The organism is Streptomyces sp. SudanB25_2051 (assembly GCF_964272635.1).
Classification (GTDB): domain Bacteria; phylum Actinomycetota; class Actinomycetes; order Streptomycetales; family Streptomycetaceae; genus Streptomyces.
Genome location: NZ_OZ186787.1, coordinates 3,117,708 through 3,142,941, shown reverse-complemented (window position 1 = coordinate 3,142,941; position 25,234 = coordinate 3,117,708). Strand labels below are relative to the sequence as shown.

Annotated in this window: 25 protein-coding genes and 1 riboswitch; of the genes, 12 read left to right on the top strand and 13 right to left on the bottom strand. The window is 74.7% G+C overall.

Annotated elements, in window-relative coordinates; all coding sequences use genetic code 11:
• Positions 1-9 precede the first annotated feature (9 nt).
• Positions 10-1,122, bottom strand: coding sequence for a cobalt-precorrin-5B (C(1))-methyltransferase (locus ACSUPT_RS14045; RefSeq protein ID WP_404146740.1), 1,113 nt, complete (start codon positions 1,120-1,122; stop codon positions 10-12).
• A gap of 12 nt (positions 1,123-1,134) precedes the next feature.
• On the opposite strand from ACSUPT_RS14045, the gene ACSUPT_RS14040 reads away from it, so the two are divergent.
• On the top strand, positions 1,135-1,899 hold the full coding sequence (locus tag ACSUPT_RS14040; RefSeq protein WP_436944511.1) for a cobalt-precorrin-6A reductase: 765 nt from the start codon (positions 1,135-1,137) through the stop codon (positions 1,897-1,899).
• 119 nt (positions 1,900-2,018) lie between these two features.
• Here the strand turns inward: ACSUPT_RS14040 and ACSUPT_RS14035 are convergent, their stop codons facing one another.
• The 8 genes from ACSUPT_RS14035 to ACSUPT_RS14000 form a co-directional block, all read right to left on the bottom strand.
• Entirely contained in the window at positions 2,019-3,389 is a 1,371-nt protein-coding gene (locus ACSUPT_RS14035) for a cytochrome P450 (RefSeq protein ID WP_436944509.1), read from the bottom strand.
• Between the two features lie 62 nt (positions 3,390-3,451).
• Entirely contained in the window at positions 3,452-4,264 is an 813-nt protein-coding gene (locus ACSUPT_RS14030; protein WP_351966831.1) for an ABC transporter permease, read from the bottom strand.
• Positions 4,261-5,214 (bottom strand): ATP-binding cassette domain-containing protein, encoded by a 954-nt coding sequence (locus ACSUPT_RS14025; RefSeq protein WP_436944508.1) that lies wholly within the window; start codon positions 5,212-5,214, stop codon positions 4,261-4,263. Before ACSUPT_RS14025 ends, ACSUPT_RS14030 begins: the two co-directional genes overlap by 4 nt.
• A 21-nt stretch (positions 5,215-5,235) precedes the next feature.
• Positions 5,236-6,102 carry a DUF4097 family beta strand repeat-containing protein gene (locus ACSUPT_RS14020; protein ID WP_436944506.1) on the bottom strand — a complete coding sequence of 289 codons (867 nt, stop codon included), beginning with the start codon at positions 6,100-6,102 and terminating at the stop codon, positions 5,236-5,238.
• Between the two features lie 96 nt (positions 6,103-6,198).
• On the bottom strand, positions 6,199-6,726 hold the full coding sequence (locus ACSUPT_RS14015; RefSeq protein WP_351966834.1) for a hypothetical protein: 528 nt from the start codon (positions 6,724-6,726) through the stop codon (positions 6,199-6,201).
• 176 nt (positions 6,727-6,902) lie between these two features.
• Complete coding sequence (locus ACSUPT_RS14010; protein ID WP_436944504.1) at positions 6,903-8,450, bottom strand: precorrin-2 C(20)-methyltransferase; 1,548 nt, start codon at positions 8,448-8,450, stop codon at positions 6,903-6,905.
• Positions 8,447-9,082, bottom strand: coding sequence for a precorrin-8X methylmutase (locus ACSUPT_RS14005; protein WP_351966836.1), 636 nt, complete (start codon positions 9,080-9,082; stop codon positions 8,447-8,449). The genes ACSUPT_RS14010 and ACSUPT_RS14005 overlap by 4 nt, the downstream gene beginning before the upstream one ends.
• Entirely contained in the window at positions 9,079-10,350 is a 1,272-nt protein-coding gene (locus tag ACSUPT_RS14000; protein WP_436944502.1) for a cobalamin biosynthesis protein CobG, read from the bottom strand. The genes ACSUPT_RS14005 and ACSUPT_RS14000 overlap by 4 nt, the downstream gene beginning before the upstream one ends.
• A gap of 10 nt (positions 10,351-10,360) precedes the next feature.
• A riboswitch (cobalamin riboswitch) is annotated at positions 10,361-10,493 on the top strand.
• Positions 10,494-10,529: 36 nt separating this feature from the next.
• Here ACSUPT_RS14000 and cobN point away from each other — a divergent pair.
• Both cobN and ACSUPT_RS13990 read left to right on the top strand, forming a co-directional pair.
• Positions 10,530-14,132 carry a cobaltochelatase subunit CobN gene (gene cobN / locus ACSUPT_RS13995; protein WP_361654068.1) on the top strand — a complete coding sequence of 1,201 codons (3,603 nt, stop codon included), beginning with the start codon at positions 10,530-10,532 and terminating at the stop codon, positions 14,130-14,132.
• A 150-nt stretch (positions 14,133-14,282) separates the two neighbouring features.
• Positions 14,283-15,161: an NAD(P)H-binding protein gene (locus ACSUPT_RS13990; RefSeq protein WP_399218710.1), complete on the top strand. Its 879-nt coding sequence runs from the start codon at positions 14,283-14,285 to the stop codon at positions 15,159-15,161.
• A 75-nt stretch (positions 15,162-15,236) separates the two neighbouring features.
• Here ACSUPT_RS13990 and ACSUPT_RS13985 read toward each other — a convergent pair whose 3' ends face one another.
• The gene (locus tag ACSUPT_RS13985; RefSeq protein ID WP_351966840.1) at positions 15,237-15,416 is read right to left on the bottom strand and encodes a hypothetical protein; all 180 of its coding nucleotides are present in this window, start codon (positions 15,414-15,416) and stop codon (positions 15,237-15,239) included.
• A gap of 81 nt (positions 15,417-15,497) precedes the next feature.
• Between ACSUPT_RS13985 and ACSUPT_RS13980 the strand changes: the two genes are divergently transcribed.
• From ACSUPT_RS13980 to ACSUPT_RS13960, 5 genes are all read left to right on the top strand, one after another.
• On the top strand, positions 15,498-16,025 hold the full coding sequence (locus ACSUPT_RS13980; RefSeq protein ID WP_436944500.1) for an FBP domain-containing protein: 528 nt from the start codon (positions 15,498-15,500) through the stop codon (positions 16,023-16,025).
• Positions 16,022-17,983: an alpha/beta hydrolase gene (locus ACSUPT_RS13975; RefSeq protein ID WP_436944498.1), complete on the top strand. Its 1,962-nt coding sequence runs from the start codon at positions 16,022-16,024 to the stop codon at positions 17,981-17,983. The genes ACSUPT_RS13980 and ACSUPT_RS13975 overlap by 4 nt, the downstream gene beginning before the upstream one ends.
• An 87-nt stretch (positions 17,984-18,070) precedes the next feature.
• A complete protein-coding gene (locus ACSUPT_RS13970; protein ID WP_436944496.1) occupies positions 18,071-19,096 on the top strand; it encodes a DUF418 domain-containing protein in 1,026 nt (341 codons plus the stop codon).
• A 44-nt stretch (positions 19,097-19,140) separates the two neighbouring features.
• Positions 19,141-19,386, top strand: a complete 246-nt coding sequence (locus tag ACSUPT_RS13965) for a DUF418 domain-containing protein (protein WP_436944495.1) — start codon at positions 19,141-19,143, stop codon at positions 19,384-19,386.
• Between the two features lie 82 nt (positions 19,387-19,468).
• Positions 19,469-19,867 (top strand): VOC family protein, encoded by a 399-nt coding sequence (locus ACSUPT_RS13960; protein ID WP_361654052.1) that lies wholly within the window; start codon positions 19,469-19,471, stop codon positions 19,865-19,867.
• A gap of 13 nt (positions 19,868-19,880) precedes the next feature.
• On the opposite strand, the gene ACSUPT_RS13955 is transcribed toward ACSUPT_RS13960, so the two are convergent.
• Positions 19,881-21,320, bottom strand: coding sequence for a D-alanyl-D-alanine carboxypeptidase family protein (locus tag ACSUPT_RS13955; protein ID WP_436944494.1), 1,440 nt, complete (start codon positions 21,318-21,320; stop codon positions 19,881-19,883).
• 370 nt (positions 21,321-21,690) lie between these two features.
• Between ACSUPT_RS13955 and ACSUPT_RS13950 the strand changes: the two genes are divergently transcribed.
• Positions 21,691-22,503: a mechanosensitive ion channel family protein gene (locus ACSUPT_RS13950; RefSeq protein WP_365725606.1), complete on the top strand. Its 813-nt coding sequence runs from the start codon at positions 21,691-21,693 to the stop codon at positions 22,501-22,503.
• A 6-nt stretch (positions 22,504-22,509) separates the two neighbouring features.
• Here ACSUPT_RS13950 and ACSUPT_RS13945 read toward each other — a convergent pair whose 3' ends face one another.
• Entirely contained in the window at positions 22,510-22,947 is a 438-nt protein-coding gene (locus ACSUPT_RS13945; protein ID WP_351966847.1) for a DUF6401 family natural product biosynthesis protein, read from the bottom strand.
• Between the two features lie 199 nt (positions 22,948-23,146).
• Between ACSUPT_RS13945 and ACSUPT_RS13940 the strand changes: the two genes are divergently transcribed.
• Entirely contained in the window at positions 23,147-23,509 is a 363-nt protein-coding gene (locus tag ACSUPT_RS13940; protein ID WP_351966848.1) for an SsgA family sporulation/cell division regulator, read from the top strand.
• A gap of 121 nt (positions 23,510-23,630) precedes the next feature.
• On the opposite strand, the gene ACSUPT_RS13935 is transcribed toward ACSUPT_RS13940, so the two are convergent.
• Positions 23,631-24,047: a four-helix bundle copper-binding protein gene (locus ACSUPT_RS13935; protein WP_351966849.1), complete on the bottom strand. Its 417-nt coding sequence runs from the start codon at positions 24,045-24,047 to the stop codon at positions 23,631-23,633.
• Between the two features lie 119 nt (positions 24,048-24,166).
• Between ACSUPT_RS13935 and ACSUPT_RS13930 the strand changes: the two genes are divergently transcribed.
• Together ACSUPT_RS13930 and crcB are read left to right on the top strand one after the other, a co-directional pair.
• A complete protein-coding gene (locus tag ACSUPT_RS13930) occupies positions 24,167-24,670 on the top strand; it encodes a FluC/FEX family fluoride channel (protein ID WP_436944493.1) in 504 nt (167 codons plus the stop codon).
• A gap of 133 nt (positions 24,671-24,803) precedes the next feature.
• Positions 24,804-25,166, top strand: coding sequence for a fluoride efflux transporter CrcB (gene crcB, locus ACSUPT_RS13925; RefSeq protein WP_436944491.1), 363 nt, complete (start codon positions 24,804-24,806; stop codon positions 25,164-25,166).
• Positions 25,167-25,234 lie beyond the last annotated feature (68 nt).

Below are 25,234 nucleotides of genomic sequence, written 5' to 3'. Positions count from 1 at the left end.
CCGGGAGGGTCAGGCGGGGGTGCTGCGGCCTACGACGTTGCCCGCGCGGTCGATGCAGACGACGTCCACGGTGACCGGGGCGCCCCGGAGGACGGCCAGGGCCTGGTCGCGGGCCGTCTCGGCGACCCGGTCGCCCAGGGGTACGCCCCGGGCGGCGCAGAGCTGGAGGGCGGCCAGGCCGGTGTTGGCCACGGCCACCTCGGCGGCCAGCTCCTCGTCGGCGCCCGCCGCGCGGGCCAGGTCGGCGAGGAGGGCCTTGTCGACTTGGGAGCGGGCCGAGTGGAGGTCCAGATGGCCGGCCGCCAGCTTGGAGAGCTTCGCGAAGCCGCCGCAGATGGTGAGCCGGTCCACCGGGTGGCGGCGGATGTACTTCAGTACGGCGCCCGCGAAGTCGCCCATGTCGAGCAGGGCGTCCTCCGGCAGGTCGTACAGGGACGTGACGGTCTTCTCGGACGTCGACCCCGTGCAGCCCGCGACATGGGTGCGGCCCGCCGCGCGCGCGACGTCCACGCCGCGGCGGATGGAGTCGATCCACGCCGAGCACGAGTACGGCACCACGATCCCGGTCGTGCCCAGGATGGACAGGCCGCCAAGGATGCCGAGGCGGGGGTTCCACGTGGAGCGGGCGATCTCCTCGCCGTTGTCCACCGAGACGGTGACCTCCACGTCGCCGGTGCCGCCGTGCGCCGCGGCGACCCGTGCCACATGGTCCCGGATCATCTGGCGCGGCACCGGGTTGATGGCCGGCTCCCCCACGTCCAGCGGCAGGCCCGGCCGGGTGACCGTGCCGACCCCGGCGCCCGCGCGGAACACGACACCGGAACCGGGCGGCAGCAGCCGTACCGTCGCGCGGACGAGCGCCCCGTGCGTCACGTCCGGGTCGTCGCCCGCGTCCTTCACCACGCCCGCCGTCGCGACCGCACCGCCGTGCTCCTCCACGGCGAGGGCGAACGCCGGGGTCTGCCCCTTCGGCAGCGTGATCGTCACCGGATCGGGGAAGTCGCCGGTCAGCAGCGCCGTGTAGGCGGCGGTGGTGGCCGCCGTCGCGCAGGCCCCGGTCGTCCAGCCGGGCCGGAGGCCGGTGTGCTTGAGTTGGGCGGTGCGCCCCCCGCTCGTACTCATGGACGGTGTCCCATGCATGTGTTGATCCTCGGCGGCACCACCGAGGGCCGCCGCCTGGCGGAGACTCTCCACGCGGACGGCGTCCGGGTGACCAGCTCGCTCGCGGGGCGGGTCGCCAGCCCGAAGCCGCTGCCCGGCGAGGTGCGCGTGGGCGGGTTCGGCGGTGCCGATGGCCTGGCCCGCTGGACGCGGGAGCACCAGGTGGACGCGGTCATCGACGCCACTCACCCTTTCGCCGGGACGATGAGTTTCAACGCGGCGCGGGCCGCCGCCACGTCCCATGTTCCCCTGCTCGCTCTGCGGCGTCCCGGGTGGTCCCCCGTGGAGGGCGACGAATGGCATCCGGTGGCGTCCCTGGAGGAGGCGGCGCGGACCGTGCGGGGGCTGGGGCGGCGGGTGTTCCTCACCACGGGGCGGATGGGCCTCGCGGCGTTCGCGGACGTGGACGCGTGGTTCCTGGTGCGTTCGGTGGACCCGCCGGAGCCTCCGCACCCGGCGCGGATGGAGGTCCTTCTCGATCGGGGGCCGTTCACGCTGGACGGTGAGCGGGAGGTGCTGCGAGCGTACGGGATCGAGGTGCTGGTCACCAAGGACAGCGGCGGTGCGGCCACGGCGCCGAAACTGGTGGCCGCCCGCGAGGCCGGGGTGCCGGTGGTGATCGTCCGCCGGCCGCCCGTCCCGGACGGCGTCCCGGTCGCCTCGACGGTCGACGAGGCCGCCGCGTGGGTCGCCGCCCGGAACACCACCGGGGCCGCCGCCGGGGGCGCGGCGGACTGAGGGGGCTCGTCGGCCGGACGCTGTCGGGCCTGCGGAGCCAGGCCGGTCCGGTGGACTCCGCCCGGCTCGGCGGGGTCTTCCGGTCCGGCGCTGTGGCGGGTCGGCGGTGCGTCCGGGCCTTACGGGGTGGTGGGGCCCCAGGTCACCGGGAGGCATTCCACGCCGTGCAGGGTCATGTCGCGGCGCGGCGGGATCTCCTCGGGCGGGACGGCGAGGCGCAGGTCGGGGAAGCGGCGGAACAGGGCGGGCAGCGCCGCCCGCAGTTCCTCCCGCGCGAGCTGCTGGCCCAGGCACTGGTGGATGCCGTGGCCGAACGCCAGATGTCCGGTGGCCTTGCGGCGCAGGTCCAGCGTGTCGGGGTCGGGGAAGCGCTCCGGGTCCCGGTTGGCCGCCCCGACGGCCAGGGTGACCGTCTCCCCGGCGCGGACGAGCTGCCCGGCGACCTCGACGTCCTCCAGGGCGGTGCGTGCTCCCGTGTGGGCGACGCTCAGATAGCGCAGCAGCTCCTCCACCGCGCCGTCGGTGAGCGTGGGGTCGTCGCGCAGCGCGGCGGCCTGCTCGGGGTGGTTGAGCAGGGCGTACGTGCCCATCGTGATCGTGTGGACGGTCGTGTCCAGCCCGGCGGCCAGCAGGAAGCCGCCCACCCCGGCGAGCTCCTCGTCGGTGAGGTCCGTCGAGGTGAGGTCGCTGAGGAGGTCGTCGGTGGGGTGGGCGCGCTTGGCGGTGACGAGGTCCCGCACGTGTGCGTTGAGCTCGGTCAGTGCCGCCAACTGGCCCTCGGGCGGGATGGCGTGGTCGCTGATGGCGGTGGCGCGGAGCTGGAAGTCGGCGCGGTGCTCCTCGGGCACGCCCAGCAGTTCGCAGATCATCAGGGCGGGTATCGGGCGGGCATACGCCTCGACGAGGTCGACGACGGGGCCGCCGCGCTCCATGGCGTCCAGGCGGTCGGCGGCGATCTGCCGGGCGCGGGAGGCGAGCAGCCGCATGCGGCGGACGGTGAACTTGCCCATGAGGAGCCGGCGGTAGCGGGTGTGCTCGGGCGGGTCGATGCCGGTGAGGTCGCCGACGGCCGCCGGCGGCAGCTCCATGCCCTCCGTGCCGGGGAACGGGATGTGGGTGAGCTCGTAGCGGGAGCTGAAGCCGGGGTGTGCGGTGATCGCCCGTACCGCGGCGTAGCCGGTGGCGAGCCAGCCCAGGTGGCCGTCCGGGTAGCGCATCCGTGTCAGCGGCTGCTGTGCGCGCAGCTCGGCCAGTTCCGCGGGCGGGGAGAACGGGCAGCCGCGGGAGCGTTCGACGGGCAGGGCGGTGACGACGGGCGGGGTGGCCGGCGGGTGCGGGGTGGTGGCGACGGGCGGGGTGGCGGAGGGGGCCGGGACGGCCGGGGCGGTGGTGAGCGGAGCCGGGGAGGTCGGGGGCTGGTCGGTCGGGTGGTGGGAGGCCGGGGCCGGGGTGGTCGGGGTCTGGTCGGTCGGGTGGGTGTCGTGCGTCATCGTGTCCTCCTGGATGTGACGGGACAGCGGTGGGCAGCGGCGGGTACGGGACGGGCCGCGGTTCAGCGGGCGGCGCCGGCGCGGTGGAAGACCGCGCGGGCCCAGAAGAAGCCGAGCAGCGTCAGCCCGGTGCACCAGGCGAGGGCGATGAGCCAGTCGCCCCCGATGGGGGTGCCGGTGAGCAGGCCGCGCAGGGTCTCGATGACGGGGGTGAACGGCTGGACCTCGGCGAACAGCCGCAGCCCGTCCGGCATCGAGTCGGTCGGCACGATCGCGCTGCCGAGGAAGGGCAGGAACTGCAGGGGCAGGGGCGTGTTGGACGCCGACTCGGGTGTCTTCGACAGCAGCCCGATCACGGCGGCCAGCCAGGTCAGGGCCAGCGTCAGCAGGGCCAGCAGTCCGAGCGCGGCCAGCCATTCGAGGGGTGTGGCGTCGGGCCGGAAGCCGACGAGGAGGGCGACGGCGATGACGAGCAGCAGGCTGGCCATCGTCTGGATGACGCTGCCGACGACATGGCCGGTGAGGAACGCGGAGCGGGATATCGCCATCGTCCGGAAGCGGTTGACGATGCCCTCGGTCATGTCGACGCACACGCCGACCGCCGTCACCAGCGCCCCGGACGTGGCCGCCATGAGGATGATGCCGGGGGCGACGTAGTCGATGTAGGGCACGTCGCCGGTGGGGGTGCCGGCGATGCCGGTGCCGAGGGCGCCGCCGAAGACGTAGTGGAACAGCAGCAGCATCGTCACCGGCATCCCGACGACGGCGAACGTCATCGCCGGGTAGCGCACGGCGTGCTTCAGATTGCGGCGCAGCATCGTCAGGGAGTCACTGACGGCGTGGGACAGGGTGAGAGTGGGTGTGCTGCTGCTCATCGGGCACCTGCCGGCGTGGTGGTGAGGGAGAGGAACACGTCGTCCAGGTCGGGTGTGTGGACGGTCAGTTCGGCCGCTTCGACGGCCGCCGTGTCGAGGATGTCGAGGACGGCGCGCAGGGTGGGGACGCTGCCGTCGCCGGGGACGCGCAGGGCGAGGGCGTCGTCGTCGCGGGTGGCGGTGGGGAAGAGGGCGGCGGCGCGGTCGAGGGTGGGCGGGTCGGGGAGCCGTACGCGGATGTGGCCGCCGGGCATGCGGCGCTTGAGCTCGTCGGGGGTGCCCTCGGCGACGACGCGGCCCCCGTCGAGGACGGCGATCCGGTCGGCCAGCTGGTCGGCCTCTTCGAGGTACTGGGTGGTGAGGAGGATGGTGACGCCCTCGTCGTCGACCAGGCCGCGGATCAGGTCCCACATGACGCGGCGGCTGCGCGGGTCGAGGCCCGTGGTGGGCTCGTCGAGGAAGATCACACGGGGATCTCCGACGAGGGTCATGGCCAGGTCGAGCTTGCGGCGCATGCCGCCGGAGTAGGTGGTGACGGGCTTGCGGGCGGTCGACGGGTCCGCGAGGTCGAAGCGGTCGAGGAGCGCTGCGGCGCGGCGGCGGCCCTCGCGGCGGGGCAGATGGTGCAAGTCCGCCATCAGCAGCAGGTTCTCCTCGGCGGTGAGGAGGTTGTCCACGGCGGAGAACTGGCCGGTGACGCCGATGGCCGCGCGGACTCCGTCGGGCTCGCGGGTCAGGTGGCGGCCGGCGACGCGGATCTCGCCGGAGCCGGGGTCGGCGGGGAGGAGGGTGGAGAGGATCTGGACCGTGGTGGTCTTCCCGGCGCCGTTGGGGCCGAGGAGGGCGAAGACGGTGCCTTCGGCGATGCCCAGGTCGATGCCGTCGAGGACCTGTGTGTCCCCGTAGGACTTGCGGAGGTGTGTCGCGGAGACGGCTAAGTGCGCGGTCACGGCTGTTCCTTCCGGTGGTGGTCAGTCGGTGGTGGCGTGCGGGCCGGTGTCGGGTGCGCGGTGGATGGTGATGTCGCCGAGGCCGGTGCGGGCCTGGATCTGGACGGTCTCGTCGGACGCGCCGGGTCCTTCCGCCGCGTCCAGGGAGTTGCGTACGGCTCCGATGCGGGACTGGACGTCCAGCCAGGCGGCCGTGGAGCGGGGGATGCCGACCTCGATGTCGCCGGTCGCGGTGTTGAGGGTGACCGTGCCGCGTGCGGCGCTCGCGACGCGGAGCCCGCCGTGCGCGGACTTGGCCTCCACGTCGGCGAGGGCGACGCCGACGGAGATCGGCCCGTACGAGGAGCTGGCCTTGAGGGTGCCGCCGACCCGGCCGACCGTGGTGTCGCCCATGAGGTTGCGGACGGTGGCGGTGCCGCCGATCTCTCCGACGTCGACGCGGCCGGCACCGGTGATGTCGGCGTCGCCGGTGACCCGGTCGACGGCGATGGCGCCGTGGGTGGTCCTCAGCTGGGCGGACTGCGCCTCGGCGACGCGGATGTCACCGGCGGAGGTCTTCACCCGGAAGGCGCCGAAGCGTCCCTCGCAGAGGAAGTCGGCGAGTGCCGTGGAGGCGTGGACGTCGGAGCCGCTGGGCAGTTCCACGGTCACGTCGACGGCGGCACTGCGGGTGAACAGGGACCGCTTCCTGGGGACCTTCACCGTGAGCCGGCCGTCGGCGTAGCTGACCTTGGCCTGCTGGGCGGCGCGGACGTCGGATTCCTCGGCGCTGTTCGCGGGGCGGACCTCGACGGTGGTGGTGGTGCGCTTGCCCGCGATGATGCGGGCGGTCCCGACCTCGAAGTCGACGGTGGCGGTGATGGGCTGGGGGGTGTCGAACTCAGGCATGGCGTTCCGTCCTCGTGGTCCTCGTGGCTGCTGGCTGTGCTGGGCGGGGCGGGCGGGGCCGCGGGTGCCGGTGGCGTGGGCCGGCCGGACGGCCGGTCAGCGGACCCAGCCCGTGTAGCCCTGCGGGCCCTTGCCGCGGCTGAGGTGGAGGGGGCGGGCTCCGGGACCGCCGGGCTCCAGGGCGGAGGCCACCGCGCGTACCAGCCAGGCGTTGACGGACAGGCCCTCCTGGCCGGCCGCGTCCTCGACGCGGGCCTTGAGGTGGGCGGGCAGGCGGAAGTTGATCCGGGCTGTGCCGCCCTCGTCGTCGTCGGCCTGGCCCGGCGGTGCGGGCGGGGGCGGCGGGAGGACCGACTCCAGGGCCAGGCCCATGTCCTCGCCGGGGGGCGGGGTCACCACGAACTCCGGGTCGAGTCCGCGGAGCCGCACGTCGACGGAGCCGGGGGCGAGCTCGCGCGTGATCTCCTCCATCGCGGACGACAGGGCATTGAGCAGGGTGAGCCGGACGGCCGACTCCAGGGGCGTGGTGAGCCGCTCGGCAAGCGCGCGGGCTTCCTCGCCGCCGGCCTCCGCGGCGGCCGCGAGCTCATGGCGCAGGTTCTCGACATACGGAGTGAGGTCCATGGCGACATGATGGCATCATCATGGCGCCATGGCAATGAGAATGGCGCCAAGTCGCCACCTTGTGGCGCCAGTGGTCTGACGTCCCAGGTCAGGGCATGTGAGAGGCCCGGCTGGCGCATGGGAGTGATCCGTGTGCCGACCGGGCCTCAGAGGGGTGATGCCTTGTGTGGCGCCGTTCAGGCGCCAGTGGGTGGCGCCTCCGGGTAGCGGCGTGGCGTCCACGCCACCGTACGGCCGTCACCGCGCCGCACGGCCTGCGTCTGGGACGAGCCGATCAGGAGCAGCGTCCGCATGTCGACCTCGTCCGGGTCCAGGTCGGCCAGCGGCAGCACGCGCACGGACTCCTCCGGGCCGCCCACGTCGCGCGCCACGACCACGGGCGTGTCCGGGGCCCGCAGCTCCAGCAGCAGTTCACGGGCCTTGGCCACCTGCCACGTACGGCTCCGCGACCCCGGGTTGTACAGCGCCAGCACCAGGTCCGCCGAGGCCGCCGCGCGCAGGCGCTCCGCGATGACCTCCCACGGCTTGAGCCGGTCGGAGAGGGAGATCGTGGCGTAGTCGTGGCCCAGCGGGGCGCCCGCCTTCGCCGCGGCCGCGTTCGCCGCCGTCACGCCCGGCAGGACACGCACCGGGACGCCCGCGTACTCCTCCTGCGACGCGACCTCCAGGACGGCCGTCGCCATGGCGAACACACCGGGGTCGCCGCCCGACACGACCGCCACGCGCCGGCCGCGCCGCGCCAGGTCCAGGGCGAACTCGGCGCGCTCGGACTCCACCTTGTTGTCGGAGCCGTGCCGCCGCTGGCCCGGCCGCACCGGGACCCGGTCCAGATACGTGGTGTAGCCCACGAGGTCGGTCGCGGACGCGAGGGCGCCGCGGGTCTCCGGCGTCAGCCACTGGGGTCCCGCCGGGCCGGTGCCGACGACCACCACCTCACCCCGCTCGGGCTCGGCGGGGCCCGTGTCGACGCGGGACGGCAGCACCGCCACGGAGAAGTACGGCACCGTCTCCGGGTCCACCTCCGCCAGCGGCGCCGTACGGCAGCCCTCCATGGTGGCGCGCTCGACGTAGTGGGCGTCCGCGAGCCGGTCCGTACGCTCCAGGGCGCGGCGCACCGCCGGGAACGTCCTGCCCAGCTTCATCACCACCGCCGAGTCGGTCGCCGCGATGCGGGCCGTCAGCTCGTCCTCGGGCAGGGTGCCCGGAATGATGGTCAGGACCTCCTCGGCCTCCACCAGGGGCTTGCCGATGGTGGCCGCCGCCGCGCTGACGGAGGTGACGCCGGGGACGACCTCCGTCTCGTAGCGGTGCGCCAGGCGCTTGTGCATGTGCTGGTACGAGCCGTAGAACAGCGGGTCGCCCTCGGCGAGCACCGCCACCGTCCGGCCTGCGTCGAGGTGGGCCGCCAGCCGCGCCGACGCCTCCTCGTAGAAGTCGTTGAGCGCGCCCCGGTAGCCGCCGGGGTGGTCGGTCGTCTCCACCGTGAGCGGGTACATCAGCCGCTCCTCGATGTGGTCCTCGCGGATGTGCTTCGCCGCGATGGACCGGGCGATCGACCGGCCGTGCCGGGCGCAGTGGTAGGCGACGACGTCCGCCTCCGCGATGGCCTCCACCGCGCGCAGGGTCATCAGCGACGGGTCGCCCGGACCCAGGCCGACGCCGTACAGCTTTCCGCTCCCGGCGGGACCGCCCGCCGATGTTTCACGTGAAACGTGCTCGCTCATTCCGCCTCGCTCGCGATCGCGTTGATCGCCGCGGCCGCCATGGCGCTGCCGCCGCGCCGGCCCCGTACGACGATGTGGTCGAGGTCCGAGGCCGCCAGGGCGTCCTTGGACTCGGCGGCGCCGATGAACCCGACCGGTATGCCGAGGACGGCGGCGGGGCGGGGAGCGCCGTCGCGGACCATCTCCAGCAGCCGGAACAGGGCGGTCGGGGCGTTGCCGATCGCCACGACCGAGCCCTCCAGGCGGTCGCGCCACAGCTCCAGGGCGGCCGCGCTGCGGGTGGTGCCCAGCTCGGCGGCGAGGTCCGGCACGGACGGGTCGGAGAGGGTGCAGATCACCTCGTTGTCGGCGGGGAGCCGCTTGCGGGTGACGCCGCTGGCGACCATCTGCGCGTCGCACAGGATGGGCGCGCCCGAGCGGAGCGCGGCGCGGGCGCGGGAGACGACCTCGGGGGTGTAGGCGAGGTCGCGGACGAGGTCGACCATGCCGCAGGCGTGGATCATCCGCACGGCGACCTGGCTGACGTCGGCGGGCAGACCCGCGAGATCCGCCTCGGCGCGGATCGTGGCAAAGGACTGGCGGTAGATCTCCGCGCCGTCCTTCTCGTAGTCGAACACTGTGCTCCCGCTCATCTCTGTGCCTGTGCCTGTGGGTGTGCGTCGTCGTTGTCTCGTCGCGCGGTCCGTACGGTGAGGGCGTACGTGCCGTCGCCGGTGGCCAGGGCGTCCACCCAGTCGCCCTGGGGGTGCCCGCACCGCCTCTCGCAGCCCGACCAGTGGACGGGCAGGCCCCGCAGCGGCGGGTCGTCCAGGGGCCGTGCGTCCGCCCGTACGTCGGCGAGGGCCTTGCCGCAGCCGGGCCGTCCCGTGCAGGCGGTGACCGCGAGCCAGGGCGAACCGGGCCGGACGAGGTACCCGGCGGCCTCCAGGGCCGCGAGCCGCCGCTCCGCCTCCGCCCGGCCGGGCAGGCCCGCCACGACGAAGCCCCGCCAGGGCGTCACCCGCACCTCGTCGCCGTCCCCCGGCGCCAGGGCGCGGAACTGCTCGGTGGTGACCCGCCCCAGGGGCGCCACGACGGACACCGCACACTCCCCGACCAGTCCCGGAACGGGCGGCGCGGCGTCCAGAAGCGCCTCTCCAGCGGCCGGTGCGGCGGCGACCCCCGCGGCGGCCAGGCAGCTGGTCACCGCGTCCTCCAGGGCCGCGTCCGAAGGCAGTTCGGCCACCCGCCAGGCACCCGTGCCGGCCTCCCTCGCGACCGTCAGGAACGCCTCGGCCGCCGCCAGCGCGGCCACCGGGGCGTCACCCGCCGCCACCCGCCGGGCCAGGCCACCGATCCGTACCAGAGCGCGGCCGCCGGGCTCTGCGAGCAACGTCACATCGCCGCCCAGCGCGGCCACGTCCCCGCGCCCGTCGTCCACGGCGAACAGGAAACGGCCCGAAAGCCCCGTCGTCCACGCCTGCGCGCACAGCAGCGCGTCCAGTTCCCGCGCCCACGCCTGGACGTCCCCGAAGCCCCGCCCGTCCAGTCCGGCCAGGGGCGAGACGACCATGTTCCGCACCCGCTCGTGCGCGGCGGACGGCAGCAGTCCGGCCCCGCCCAGCAGCTCGGCGAGGGTGAGCCCGCAGTCGTCGGGCAGGCCGCGCAGGTCGAGATTGCCGCGCGAGGTGACGCCGATCCGGCCGTCGCCGAGCCGGCCCGACAGGTCGGCGAGCGCGGCCACCTGGCGGGCCGTCAGGACGCCCGTGGGCAGCCGCAGACGGGCCAGACCGCCATCGTCCGCGCGGTGCAGCCGCAGCGCGCCGGGGCACGCGTCGGCGCGGTCGCGGACACGTTCCCGTATGTGAGCTTCGCCCCCGTTTCGGGGATTTGGCGAGGTGGGCGGCATGGCGGCGAGCATACGCGCAGCCTCTACTATGCAGACGGCACAGGGTCCCAGGACCCTAGGGAGGAAGCCCGGTGCGAATCCGGCGCGGTCCCGCCACTGTGAGCAGGACCCCTCCGGGCCCCGCGAGTCAGGAACTCCCGCCACCCACGACCACCCGGGGCGAGGACACCCCGAGGAAGGCCCGGCACGCCGTGATCCTGCTGCTGTCGCACTCCGACACCGACCTGCTGAGCGCCCGCGCGGCCGGCGGCCCGGTCGAGTACCGGTTCGCCAACCCCGCACGGCTCCCCATCGACGAACTGCCCGGCCTCCTCGACGGCGCCGACCTCGTCGTCGTGCGCCTCCTCGGCGGATTGCGCGCCTGGGAGGAGGGCATCGACCTGCTGCGCGCCCAGGACCGCCCGGTCGTCTTCCTGACCGGCGAACAGGCGCCCGACGCCCAGCTGATGGAGGCGTCCACCGTCCCGATCGGCGTCGCCACCGAGGCGCACGCCTACCTCGCGCACGGCGGCCCGGACAACCTGGAGCAGCTCGCCCGCTTCCTGTCCGACACCGTGCTCCTCACCGGCCACGGCTTCGACCCGCCGGCCGCCGCCCCCACCTGGGGCCCGCTGGAGCGCACCGCCCGCACCACCGACGGCCCGACCGTCGCCGTGCTCTACTACCGCGCCCACCACATGAGCGGCAACACCGCCTTCGTCGGCGCCCTCTGCGACGCCATCGAGGACGCCGGCGGCCGCGCCCTCCCGCTGTACGTCGCCTCGCTGCGCGCCCCCGAGCCGGAGCTGCTGGAGCAGCTGCGCGGCGCCGACGCCATCGTCACCACCGTCCTCGCGGCGGGCGGCACCAAGCCCGCCGCGGCGCAGGCCGGAGGCGACGAGGAGGCGTGGGACGCGGGTGCGCTCGCCGACCTCGACGTGCCCGTCCTCCAGGCGCTGTGCCTCACCGGCTCCCGCGCCGACTGGGAGGAGAACGACGAGGGCCTGTCCCCGCTCGACGCGGCCAGCCAGGTCGCCGTCCCCGAGTTCGACGGGCGGATCATCACCGTGCCGTTCTCCTTCAAGGAGATCGACGAGGACGGCCTGCCCGCCTACGTGCCCGACGCGGAGCGCGCCGCCCGCGTCGCCGGGATCGCCGTCCGCCACGCCCGGCTGCGGCACATCCCGAACGCCGACAAGCGCCTCGCGCTGGTCCTCTCCGCCTACCCGACGAAGCACTCCCGCATCGGCAACGCCGTCGGACTCGACACGCCCGCGTCCGCCGTCGCCCTGCTGCGCCGGCTGCGGGAGGAGGGCTACGACTTCGGCGACGAGGAGGTGCCGGGCCTCGCGTCCGGCGACGGCGACGAGCTGATCTACGCCCTCATCGAGGCCGGCGGCCACGACCAGGACTGGCTCACCGAGGAGCAGCTGGCCCGCAACCCGGTCCGCATCCCGGCCGCCGACTACAAGCGCTGGTTCGCGACCCTGCCGGAGGAGCTGCGCTCGGCCGTCGAGGAGCACTGGGGCCCGCCGCCCGGCGAGATGTTCCTCGACCGGTCCCGCAACCCGGAGGGCGACATCGTCCTCGCGGCGCTGCGCCGCGGCAACCTGCTGATCCTCATCCAGCCGCCGCGCGGCTTCGGCGAGAACCCGATCGCGATCTACCACGACCCGGACCTGCCGCCGTCCCACCACTACCTGGCCGCCTACCGGTGGATCGCCACGCCCACGTCCGACGGCGGGTTCGGCGCGGACGCCATGGTCCACCTCGGCAAGCACGGCAACCTGGAGTGGCTGCCCGGCAAGAACGCCGGCCTGTCCGCCGCGTGCGGCCCCGACGCGGCCCTCGGCGACCTGCCGCTGATCTACCCGTTCCTGGTCAACGACCCGGGCGAGGGCACCCAGGCGAAGCGGCGCGCCCACGCCACGCTGATCGACCACCTGGTGCCGCCGATGGCCCGCGCCGACTCGTACGGCGACATCGCGCGGCTGGAGCAGCTGCTCGACGAGTACGCGCAGATCTCCTCCATGGACCCGGCGAAGCTGCCGGCGATCCGCGCGCAGATCTGGACCCTCATCCAGGCGGCGCGCCTCGACCACGACCTGGGCCTGGAGGACCGGCCCGACGACGACGGCTTCGACGACTTCCTGCTGCACGTCGACGGCTGGCTGTGCGAGGTGAAGGACGCGCAGATCCGCGACGGCCTGCACGTCCTCGGCACGGCCCCGACGGGCGCCGAGCGGGTCAACCTGGTCCTGTCGATCCTGCGCGCCCGGCAGATCTGGGGCGGCACGCAGGCGCTGCCCGGCCTGCGCGAGGCGCTGGGCCTGGACGAGTCCGCCGCGACCCGCACCACCGCCGACGAGGCGGAGGCGAAGGCCCGCGCCCTGGTGGAGGCCATGGAGGCCGCGGGCTGGGACCCGGCCGCGGTGGCCGAAGTGGCGCAGGGGTACGGCGAGCAGGTCGCCGCCGTCCTGGACTTCGCCGCCCGGCAGGTCGTGCCGCGCCTCGACGGGACGACCGCCGAGCTGGACCACGCGGTGCACGCGCTGAACGGCGGGTTCGTCCCGGCCGGGCCGTCCGGGTCGCCGCTGCGGGGCCTGGTCAACGTCCTGCCGACCGGCCGGAACTTCTACTCCGTCGACCCGAAGGCCGTCCCCTCGCGCCTCGCCTGGGAGACCGGGCAGGCCCTCGCGGACTCGCTGCTGGAGCGCTACCGCGGCGACAACGGCGAATGGCCCACCTCGGTCGGCCTGTCGCTGTGGGGCACCAGCGCGATGCGCACCAGCGGCGACGACGTCGCGGAGGCGCTGGCCCTGCTGGGCATCCGCCCGGTCTGGGACGACGCCTCACGGCGCGTCAACGGCCTGGAGCCCATCCCGCTCGCGGAGCTGGGCCGGCCCCGCATCGACGTGACGCTGCGCATCTCGGGCTTCTTCCGCGACGCGTTCCCGCACACGATCGGGCTGCTGGACGACGCGGTGCGGCTCGCCGCGTCCCTGGACGAGCCGGCCACGGAGAACTACGTCCGCGCCCACGCCCAGGCCGACCTGGCCGAGCACGGCGACGAACGGCGGGCCACGACCCGCATCTTCGGCTCCCGGCCCGGCACCTACGGCGCGGGCATCCTCCAGCTGATCGACTCGCGCGACTGGCGCACCGACGCGGACCTGGCGGAGGTGTACACGGTGTGGGGCGGCTTCGCGTACGGGCGCGGCCTGGACGGGCGTCCCGCGCGCGAGGAGATGGAGACCGCGTACAAGCGGATCGCCGTCGCCGCGAAGAACACCGACACGCGCGAGCACGACATCGCGGACTCGGATGACTACTTCCAGTACCACGGCGGCATGGTCGCCACGGTGCGGGCGCTGCGCGGCACGGCGCCCGAGGCGTACATCGGCGACTCGACCCGCCCGGAGACGGTGCGCACGCGGACGCTGGTGGAGGAGACCTCGCGGGTGTTCCGCGCCCGCGTGGTCAACCCGCGCTGGATCGAGGCGATGCGCCGCCACGGCTACAAGGGCGCCTTCGAACTGGCGGCGACGGTCGACTACCTCTTCGGGTACGACGCCACGACCGGTGTCGTCGCCGACTGGATGTACGACAAGCTGACCGAGGCGTACGTACTGGACCCGGAGAACCGCGCGTTCCTCCAGGAGGCCAACCCCTGGGCGCTCCACGGCATCGCGGAGCGGCTCCTCGAAGCGGAGTCGCGGGGCATGTGGGCCAAGCCCGACCCGCAGGTGCTGGAGGCGCTGAAGCAGGTCTACCTGGAGACCGAGGGCAACCTCGAAGGCGGCGACACCGAGTAGGTCCCGCGCTGTCCACAGCCGCCCGGCCGGGTTTTCCACAAGCCCGGCCGGGTTCGGCCTTTCCGCTCTAGAGTGGCGGGGCGGGACGCGGATGTCGCAGGTGGGGGCGCTCCGGGTGCCGACCGGGCGGGCGGGGCGGAGACTGCCCGTATGAGCGATGAGGTGGTGGCCGTCACCGGCGCGAGCGGGCGGGTCGGGCGGCGGGTGGCCGACCGGCTGGGCGTCGGCGGGGTGCCCGTGCGGCTGGTCGGACGCGACCCGGCGCGGCTGCCGGACGTGCCGGGCGCGGTGAAGGCGCCGCCCGCCGCGTACGGGGACCGCGAGGCGATGCGGGCCGCGCTGGACGGGGCCGACACGCTGTTCCTGGTGTCGGCGCACGAGACACCGGACCGGGTCGCGGAGCACCGGACGGCCGTCGACGCGGCGGTGGCGGCGGGGGTGGGGCGGATCGTGTACCTGTCGTTCCAGGGCGCCGCGCCGGACGCGACGTTCACCTTCGCGCGCGACCACTGGCACACGGAGCAGTACGTCCGCGCGCACGACGGCCTGGCGTTCACCTTCCTCCGCGACAGCTGGTATCTGGCGGGCATCCCTGCGATGACCGGCAAGGACGGTGTCATCCGGGGGCCCGCGGGCAACGGCAGGGTGGCCGCCGTGGCGCACGAGGACATCGCGGACGTGGCCGCGGTGGTGCTGCTCGCGCGTGACGGGCGGTACGACGGCGCGACCTTCGACGTGACGGGCCCCGAGGCGTTCACCCTGGCGGAGGCGGCGGAGGAGATGTCCCGCGCGACGGGCCGGACGATCCGGTACCTCCCGGAGACCCGCGACGAGGCGTACGCGTCACGCGCCGGGTACGGCGCCGAGCGCTGGGAGGTCGACGGCTGGGTCAGCTCGTACGAGGCGATCGCGCGCGGTGAGCTGGGCGCGGTCTCCGACACCGTCGAACGGCTCGCGGGTCACGCGCCCATGGCCTTGCGGGAGTTCCTGGCGAAGCACCCGCGCAGCTACGCCCACCTGGTGGGGTAGCGGGCGTCGGAGCTGGCCCTCACCGGGTCGGTCGCCCTCACCGGGTCGGCCCGCGCCCAGTCAGTCCTGGCCGAGTCAGTCCTCGCCGAGGACGATGTGCCAGTCACCGGCGGCGGGGTCCTCGGATTCTCTGTCCGTGCGTGCCGGGCGGCAGGTGCGGACTCTGCCCTGGATGTCGCGGGCGAGGGAGATGGGCTGGTGAGCGGCGGGCGTGTCGGCGCCGCCGCCCGTGCTGGGTGCTGTCTGTGTACTCATGGCGACCGAGTACCCACGCAGTGCGATGCAAACGGAAAATCATATGCGTCCCGTCCGGCCTCTTCCGTACGGTTGTTTCACGTGAAACCCCTCTCGGACAAACAGATCCGCGCGTCCTTCGTGAACTGCTCCAAAGGCGACGCGGCCCGGCTCAAGCTTCCGGCCGACTACGCCGACCTCCCCTGGGAGGATTTGGACTTCCTCGGCTGGCGCGACCCCGGCGCTCCTCTGCGCGCCCACATCGTCCTCCCGCCGGACGCCCTTCCGGGCGGGGCCGGCGGCCCGGTGGGGATCACCCTGCGCGTGCCGGAGAAGGCCCGCACCAGCGCAGTGAAGTCCAGCCTGTGCCGGATCTGCCTGACCGGGCACGCCTCCTCCGGGGTCAGCCTGCTCGCCGCTCCGCGCGCGGGAGTCGCCGGCCGGGACGGCAACACCGTCGGCATCTACATCTGCTCCGACCTCGCCTGCTCGCTGTATGTGCGGGGCAAGCGGCAGCCCGCGCTGCGCACCCGCTACGAGGAGTCGCTCAGCGTCGAGGAGCGGATCGACCGGATGCGGGTCAACCTGCTCGCGTTCGTGGAGAACGTCCGGCTACCGTTCGGCGCATGAGCGCCGGGGGGCCGTACGGGGCGGGGGACCGCCGTGCCGCCCCCTGCCCGCCGCCCCGCGTGGTGCGACGCCGCACCGATCTGACCGCGCTGTGCGTCGCGACCGTCTTCTTCTGGCTGTCCCTCACGCCCTCCCTCGTCCCCCGGCCCTGGGTCCTCCAGGGCGTCGTCGGCGGCATCACCGCCACGGTCGGCTATGCCGCGGGGGCGACGGTGTCCGGTCTGGTCAAAGCGGTCTTACGGAGCCGGGCCGGAGCGCGGACCCGCGCCGCCCCCACCCGGCCGCCCGGCACCCGGCCGCCCGGCACCCGGCCGCCCGGCACCCGGCCGCCCGGCACCCGCACCCGGTGCGCCCCCGATCGGCCCCAGGGCACCCGGCCACGGTGCGCCCCCACCCGGCCGCGCGGCACCCGGCCGCCCGGCACCGGAGCACGGTCACCCGGCGTGTCGGCGCGGCGCGGGACCGGATGGCTGCGGAGGTACGCCCGGCACGTCCGCGCCCGGCGGGTGTACTGGCTGCTGAGCCCCCTTCTCACCGCCTGGCTGCTGTCCGAGAGCGCCCGGATGCAGCGCAGGCTCCGCCTCCTCCAGGGCCTGCCGCCCGCCCTCACCTGGCACGCGGTGATGATCGCCCTGATCGCCGTCGCCCTGTGCGCCCTGCTCCTCCTCGCCGCCCGGCTGGTCCGCCTCGGGACCCGCCGCCTGATCCGCGCCCTCGGCGGCTGGCTGCCCCGGCCGGTCGCGGTCGGCGCCGGACTGGCGCTCACCGCGCTCGCCGTCACCGTCGGCCTCCGGGACGTCGTCTTCGACCGGGGCATCGTCGACGTCGCCGACCGGATCGCCGAGACCACCCACCGCGGCACGAAGGACGGCGTCACCCGCCCCACCTCCCCGTACGTCTCGGGCGGCCCCGGCTCGCTGCTGCGCTGGCAGGACCTCGGCTACCAGGGCCGCAACTTCACCGGCACCGCCCCCACCCGCCGCGCCATCGCCGCGTTCACCGGCCGCCCCGCCAAGGACCCGGTCCGGGTCTACGTCGGGTCCCAGCGGCCGCGCGCCTTCGACGCCGGGACCGACGAGAACGCGCCGTTCCGCGCGCAGGCGCGCCTCGCCGTACGGGAGCTGGAGCGCACCGGGGCGTTCACCCGCGAGGTGCTGGCCGTCGCGGGCACCACCGGCAGCGGCTGGATCGACTCGAACGCCGCCCAGGCCCTGGAGTACCTGCACGGCGGCGACACCGCGATCGTCGCCGTCGCCTACTCGTACCTGCCGTCCTGGGTGTCGTTCCTGGTGGACAAGGAGAAGGCCGGCAAGGCCACGCGGGCGCTGATCGACGCGGTACGGGAACGCCTGGAGACCCTGCCGGCCGGCGACCGTCCGAAGCTGGTCGTCACCGGCGAGAGCCTCGGCGCCTACGCGGTGGAGGCGTCGTACGGCTCCGTGGACGCGCTGCTCGCCGAGACGGACGGGGCGCTGCTGATCGGCACGCCCGCCTTCTCGCCGGTCGCCCGGCAGGTGCGGGAGGGCCGCGACGCGGGCAGCCCCGTGTGGCGGCCGCAGTACGGCGGCGGGCTGCGGGTGCGGGTCGCGCAGTTCCCGGCCGTGGACCTGCGGCGCCCGGCGGGCGCGCCGTGGGCCGGGCCGCGCCTGGTGTACTTGCAGAACGCCTCCGACCCGGTCGTCTGGTGGTCCACGGACCTGCTGTTCGAGCGGCCCGAGTGGATGGACGAACCGCTGGGACCCGACATCACACCGGAGATCAACTGGTTCCCGGTCGTGGCGTTCTGGCAGACGACCGTCGACATGGCCGTCAGCTACGGGGTGCAGGCGCCGCACGGCCACCGCTACGGGGCGGCCGCCGTCGACGGCTGGGCGGCCGTCGTCCCGCCCGAGGGGTGGACGGAGCAGGACACGCGGCGGCTGAGGGCGTACATCGCGAGCAGGAGGGCCCCGTACTAGCGGCGGCGCGGCTACATCCTTCGGTGCAGCGGAGGTTCGTCGCCCGGCACGACGAACGGGGGCGGGGGCGCGCGGACGATGGGACGCATGACGACCACGGGGACGAGGGCAGGGGCGGTACCGGGCACGCCCCGCAGCACGCCCGAGACGACGCCCGGCGCGAGGCGGACCACCGACGACACGACCGGCAGTACGGCGCCGGGCGGGGCGCGGCCCTCCGGCGGCGGAGGCCGGCTGCCGCTGCTGGACGTGCTGCGCGGGGTGGCGATCCTCGGCACGCTGATGACCAATGTGTGGATCTTCACCGGGGCGGGCGCCGAGTGGGGCGTCCTGGCAGGCGGCGCGCCGCCGCTGCTCGGCGCCGACTCGGCGGGGGACGTGGCCGAGGCCGTGTTCCGGCTGGTCGCGGACGGCAAGTTCCTGTCGATGCTGACGATCCTGTTCGGCGCGGGCCTCGCCATCCAGTACCGCTCGGCGGAGCGGCGGGGAGAGCCGTGGCCGGGCCGCTACCGGTGGCGGGCGCTGTTCCTGTTCGTCGAGGGCACCCTGCACTTCCTGCTGGTCTTCGCGTGGGACGTGCTCATGGGGTACGCCGTGACGGCGCTGGTCACCGCGTGGCTGCTGACCCGTTCCGCGCGCGCCCGCCGCCGTGTGGCCGGGTGGGCGCTCGGACTGCACCTGACGCTCATGGGGCTGCTGACGGCCGCCCTGGTGTACGCGGGCGGCGACGGCGCGGGCGGCGGGGTCCCCCGGGAGGTCGTGGACCTGTACGCGCACGGCGGCTGGGCGGACCAGGTCGCGTTCCGGCTGGACCACGCCCTGGCCCTGCGGATCGAGCCGGTGCTGACCTTCGGGCTGCTGCTGTTCCTCTTCCTGCTCGGCGTGCGGCTGATGCGGGCCGGGGCCTTCGGCGCGGACGCGGCCGGGCGGCGGATACGGGCCCGGATGCTGCGGTGGGGCCTCGGCCTGGGCGTGCCGCTGAACATCGCGTGCGCGCTGGGCGGCGAGGCGTGGTTCCTGCTGGGCCGGTACGGGGCCGCGCCGCTGGTCGCGGTCGGGTACGTCGGGCTGATCGGCGCCGTCGTGGACCGGGTGCGCCGGCCGGTCCGCTGACCTCGGGCCTCACCTCCCTGGGGCGTACGGCCCTGTCCGGGTACGTGCTGCAGAACCTGCTGTGCGCCGTCGTCGCGTACGGCTTCGGCCTCGGGCTGGCGGGGAGGCTCGCCGGCAGCGGCTGGGAGCCGTGGTGGGTGATGGGCCTGTGGGCGGCGGTGTCCTCGCTGCTGCTGACCGGCTCGGCGCTGTGGCTGCGGCGGTTCGGGGCCGGCCCGCTGGAGGCGGCGCAGCGGTGGGCGCTGAGTCTGACCGAAAAACGGTCGACGGACCGAGGCGGCCGTTCATAGGCTCGGTGGCACGGCATCGCGTGTCGGTCACCGTCCGGGTGAGGCATGGAGGTGCCCGTGAGATGCCCCGGAGCATTCCACTGTGCCAGTAGAGCTGAACCACACCATCGTCGCCGCCAAGGACAAGCGGGAGTCCGCGGAGTTCCTCGCCCACATCCTCGGCCTGGAGGTGGGCGACGAGATGGGCCCCTTCCTTCCCGTGCAGACCGCCAACGGAGTCACCCTCGACTTCGCGACGGTCCCCGAGGAACACATCACCATGCAGCACTACGCGTTCCTCGTGTCGGAGGCCGAGTTCGACGCGGCCTTCGAGCGCATCCGGCAGGCCGGCATCCCGTTCTGGGCCGATCCGCGCAAGGAGCGCCCCGGCGAGATCAACCGCAACGACGGCGGGCGCGGGCTGTACTTCATGGACCCGTCCAACCAGGCCATGGAGATCATCACCCGCCCGTACGGCAGCGGGGCGGACCCGGCCGCCTGACACAGGCCGGCTCTCAGCGGACCGTGCGCCGCCGCGCCATCCACAGGGTCGCGGCGGCCACGCACGCCGAACCGACCACCAGCAGCGGCAGCAGCGGGCTGGGCGCCTGCCCGGCCGCCATCGCGGCCTGTCCTGCGGCGCGGGCGCCGTCCTCAGCCGAGCGGTCCGCCGCGGGGCCCGCGGCGCCGGCCGTGTCACCGGAGGACCCGGCGGCCGGGGCGCTCCCGGAGGGCGTACGGGCGAGGGGCGAGCCGCCGGAACCGGCACCGGCACCGGCCACCGGGCCGGACCCCGGCGTCCGGGCCGCGGCCCCGCCGGAGGCCGGGCCCTTCCCCGGGGCGGCGAGCGTCGCGCGGCCCGTGTCGGGTGCCGCCGGGACGGCCGGGGTCTTCGGCCGGGACACCAGCCGGGTCGCCGGGGGCGGCAGGAGGGACCCCACGGGACGGGCCTCGGCCCCGTGCGCGAAGCCCCAGTCGAGCAGCTCCCGCGCTTCCTCGTACACCGCGCGCTGGCCGCCGGACGGGTTCATGACCGTCACGACCAGGGTGCGCCCGTCGCGCCGGGCGGCCGCGATCAGGGTGTGGCCGGCGCCGCTGGTGTAGCCGTTCTTCACCCCGAGGATGCCCGGGTACTTGGCGATGCCGTCCTCGCCGGTGAGCAGCCGGTTGGTGTTGCGGATGCCGTACGACCAGCCGTCCGCGGGGAACGACGCGTACGGCAGGGCGCAGTACCTGGCGAAGTCCGGGTTCCGCAGCCCCTCCCGGCCGAAGACGGCGAGGTCGTACGCGGACGAGACCTGGCCCGGCGCGTCGTACCCGTCCGGTGACACGACCTTCGTGTCGAACGCGCCGAGCGACCGGGCGGTGGCCTCCATCTCGCGGGCGGTGGCCTCCCAGCCGCCGTTGAGGCCGGCCAGCACGCGGACGGCGTCGTTGCCGGAGTGCAGGAACACCCCGCGCCACAGGTCCGCGACCTTGTACGTCACGTCCTCCTTCACGCCGACGAGGCTGCTGCCCTCGCCGATCCCGCTCAGCTCCCGCTCCGAGACGGTGTGCTGGGCGTTCTGCGACAGCTTCGGCAGCACGGTCAGCGCGAACAGCGCCTTCAGGGTGGAGGCGGGCGGCATCTTCCGGTGGGCGTTGAACGCCGCGAGGACATGGCCCGTGCCGGCGTCCGCGACCAGCCAGGAACGCGCCGAGAGGGAGGGCGGCGGGGTGCCGCCGGGTGGCAGGCGCACCTGTGTACCGGCCCGGTGCAGCAGGGCCGGGTCGACGCGCGCGCCGGGGCGGGGCGGCATCGGCTCACCGGGCCGGGGGGCGGTGGCGGCGGTCGAGCCGGCGGTGGCCGCCGCGGCCGACGCGGCGGAGGACAGGACGAGGAGCGGGAGGAGCAGGGCGAGCAGCAGGAGGGTGGCGAGACCCGCCGCGGGGCGGGGCGCGGAGCTGACGATCATTCAGCCACGGTAGGAAGCGGGTCCCCGTCGCGCCCGTCGGCGTGCACCAACCGGTGGACGCCCGCCCCCCGGCCGGGGGGTGCGGGGCGGCGAACGGCGCGCTCGCGGGGGCGGGCGGCGGCGCGCCGGGCGCCAGGCGCCAGGCGGGGCCGGGATGGAGAAGCCGGGCGCCGCGCCGGGCCGGGCGCGGGGTGGAGCGGACAGGGGCGCGGGCCCGTGGGCGGTGGGCCGCCGCAGTGGTGGGGCGGGCCTGAGGGCATTGTCATTCGGATGGCGGCGGCTGGGGGCCTCCGGGGGGCAGCGCGCGACGGAGGCTGATATTCCGGAGAGGTAAGCGTCCGTGGGGGGCTTGCCGAGTGGAGGGCCACCTATGACCCAGCACGTCTCGACCACCAGCCTTGCGGTGGACTTTCAGCAGGGCATCACCGACGCCTGGTCGAAGGTTGCCCAGTTCGTCCCGAAGTTCGTGGCATTCCTGGTCATCCTGGCCATCGGCTGGTTCGTGTCCAAGATCATCGCCAAGGTGGTGGACCGGGTCCTGCGGAAGGTCGGCTTCGAGCGGCTCAGCGAGCGCGCGGGCTCCCACCGCATGCTGCAGAACTCGCAGTACGACGCGACCGGAATCCTCAGCAAGGTCGTCTACTACGGGCTCCTCCTGGTCACCCTGCAGCTGGCCTTCGGCGTCTTCGGGCCCAATCCGATCAGCGGCATGATCGACAGCATCGTCGCCTGGCTGCCGAAGGCCCTGGTCGCGCTGGTCCTGGTGGTCGTCGCGATGGCCATCGCCAACGCCGTCCGCAACATCGTGCGCGGCGTCCTCTCCGGTGTCTCGTACGGCAACACCGTCGCCACCGTGGTCTGGGGCGTGATCGTCGCGCTCGGCGTGATCGCCGCGCTGGGCCAGGCCGGTATCGCCACGGCCGTCACGCAGCCGGTGCTGTACGCGGTGCTCGCCGCGGCGGCCGGCATCCTGATCGTCGGTGTGGGCGGTGGCGCGATCGTGCCGATGCGGCAGCGGATGGAGCGCTGGATGAGCTCCGCGGAGCAGGAGTCGGCCAGGGCCAAGGCGGGTGCCGGCGCGTACATGGCCGGCCGCGAGGACGCCATGACCCAGCAGCAGCGGGAGCAGGAGCGCCAGCGCCGCGGGATGGGCGGCGGCACGGGCGGCGCGAACCGGATCTGACGCGTGTCAGTCCAGGTCCAGGTCGCGGTCCTCGTCCAGGTCGCGGCCGAGGCCGGGGTCGCGGTCGAGGCCGCTGAGGTCCGGGTCCCGTTCCCGCGCGCCGTGCGCGTCGAGCGGGCCCCGGGCCCCGCGCCGGGCGCCCGGCAGGTCGTACCGCCGTATCAGCCAGCAGATCGCCGTCAGCCGGCAGACGGCGAAGTCATGGCCCGGCGGCTCGTCCCAGCCGGTCTCGGCGAGCGCGTCGAGGAACCCGAGCGCGTAGTCGGAGAGGGCCTCCTCGTCCGGCGGCCCCGGCACCAGGTCCGGGCCGGCGGCGCCGATGCGCTCACGCACCGCGGCGACGTGCTGGTCGACGGCGGCGACGAAACCCGGCTCGAAGGCGAACTCGGCCAGGCGCGGCGCGAACGTCGTGGCGACGGTGGTGAGGGGCGACAAGGAAGGCACCCGCACACGGTAGGCGGAGGGCGGCCGCACTGAAGAGTCCCAAAGCCGACATGCGACACATCTCACGCGCCACGGGCGGTAGTTGATCATTGGGTACGGTCCGGGCGGATTCCGCGTCGGCAGGATAGGGGCCGCTCCTGAGGGGCACTTGGGAGGGAACTTCTTTCGGAGCCCGCCCCTGAGACCTCGGGAGGAACCCATGAACGCGGTCCTGCACGACAAGCTCTTCATGCGCCTTCACGAACTGCCGGTGCTGGCCCACATGACCTACGACGAGACCGACCCGTACGCGGTGCGCGTGGCGTTCACGGACGGTGAGTACGTGTACGCGGAGTGGCGCCTGGACCGGGGGATGCTCCGCGAGGGGATGCGGCGCGAGGTCGGCGAGGGGGACGTCCGGATCTGGCCCGGTGTCCACATAGAGCTGTGCGGCGAGGCCGACTTCACGGTCGGCGAGGAGTCGCTGGCGCGGTTCCTGGAGCGTACGTACGAGGTGGTGCCCGAGGGCGAGGAGCGGGTCGACGTCGACGGCCTGGTCACCCGCCTCCTCGCCGCCGGCTGAGCCCGGCCCGTCACGTACGGAGCCGGTCGGAGCCCGCAGGGCCGGTCAGGGGGCGGAACCGGTCAGGGGGCGGAGCCGGTCGGGGGGACGGGGCCGGTCGGGCCAGGTCAGGGGATCGGGGTCATCCGAGCGCGCCGATGAGGTCGTTGCACGCCTGCTCGCAGCGGCGGCACGCCTCGGCGCAGACGCGACAGTGCTCGTGCTGCGAGGCGTGCCGCTCGCACTCGTCGGCGCAGGTGGCGCAGGCGACGGCGCACGCCTGGAGGACGGCGCGGGTCAGGTTCGCGTCGTAACCGGTGTGGCGGGACAGCACCGAGCCGGTGGCCTGGCACACGTCGGCGCAGTCCATGTCGGTGCGGATGCACTTGGCGAGCGTGTCGAGGTGCTCGGTCTCGGAGAGACACGCGTCGGCGCAGGCGCTGCACGCCTGGGCGCAGGCCGCGCACTCCTCGATGCAGCGGATCAGCTTCTGGCGGTCGACACCGCCGAGGTCGGCGGGGTAGGTGCGGAGCATGTCTTCGACGACGAGGGAAGCCATGGTGTTCGCCTCCACGTGGGGGGATGTGCCGTGTCTCTGACCTGACCAGTGTCCCGCCGGGGTGGTGGGCACGCAGCCGGGGCGGGACGGGAGGTCCCGAGGTCCTACGCTTTTCGGCCATGAGCCCGAGCCCGCCCACTCCGCCGAGCCCGAGCCCCGGCAGCCCGAGCCCGCCGGTCTCCGGCCGACCGCGCCGGGGCGGACGGCCGAGCGGGTTCGACGGGCCGCTGCTGGGGGCCGTCGCCGTGGGCGGGGCGCTGGGAGCGGGGGCGCGGTACGGGATGGCGGTGGCGCTGCCCGCCGTGCCGGGCGGGTTCCCCTGGGCGACGCTGTGGACGAACGTGATCGGCTGCGCGCTCATGGGTGTGTTCGCGGTGCTGGCGGACGAGGTGTGGCGGCCGCACCGGCTGCTGCGGCCGCTGGTCGGCACGGGGATGCTGGGCGGGTTCACGACGTTCTCGACGTACGCGCTGGAGACGCGGGCGCTGCTGGAGCGGGGCCGTACGGTGACCGCGTCCGGTTACCTGGCGGGCACGCTCGTCGCGGCGCTGCTGGCGGTGGCCGTGGCGGCGTGGGCGACGCGGGGCGCGGTGGCGCTGGTGCGGAGGAGGCGGACGGCATGACGGGTGGGACGCGGACGCCGGGCACGGTCGGGCCGACGGGTGCGGGCGGGTCGGCGGGCACGGGCAGGTCTACGGACGCGGTCCGGCCGACGGGTGCGGTCCGGCCGACGGGTGTGGGCGGGGGCGCTGCGGCGTGACGTGGCTGCTGGTGCTGGCGGGTGGCGCGCTGGGCGCCCCGCTGCGGTATCTGACCGACCGGGCGGTGCGGTCCCGGTACGACTCGGTGTTCCCGTGGGGCACGCTGACGGTCAACGTCCTGGGCTCCCTCGTCCTGGGCGTCCTCGCGGGCGCCGCCGTGGCGTCCCCGGCGTACGCCCTGCTGGGCACCGGCCTGTGCGGGGCGCTCACGACGTACTCGACGTTCTCGTACGAGACCCTCCGCCTGGCCCAGGCGGGCTCCGCCCGGTACGCGGCCCTCAACGCGGTGGCGACGGTCCTGGCCTCGCTGGGCGCTGTGGCGGCGGGCGTGGAGCTGGGGCAGGCCCTCACGGGCTGAGTCGCCGGCTGTCCGGTCCCGGCCCGGTGGCCCGGCCCCGGTCGTACGGGCCCCGCCCGTGGCCGTAC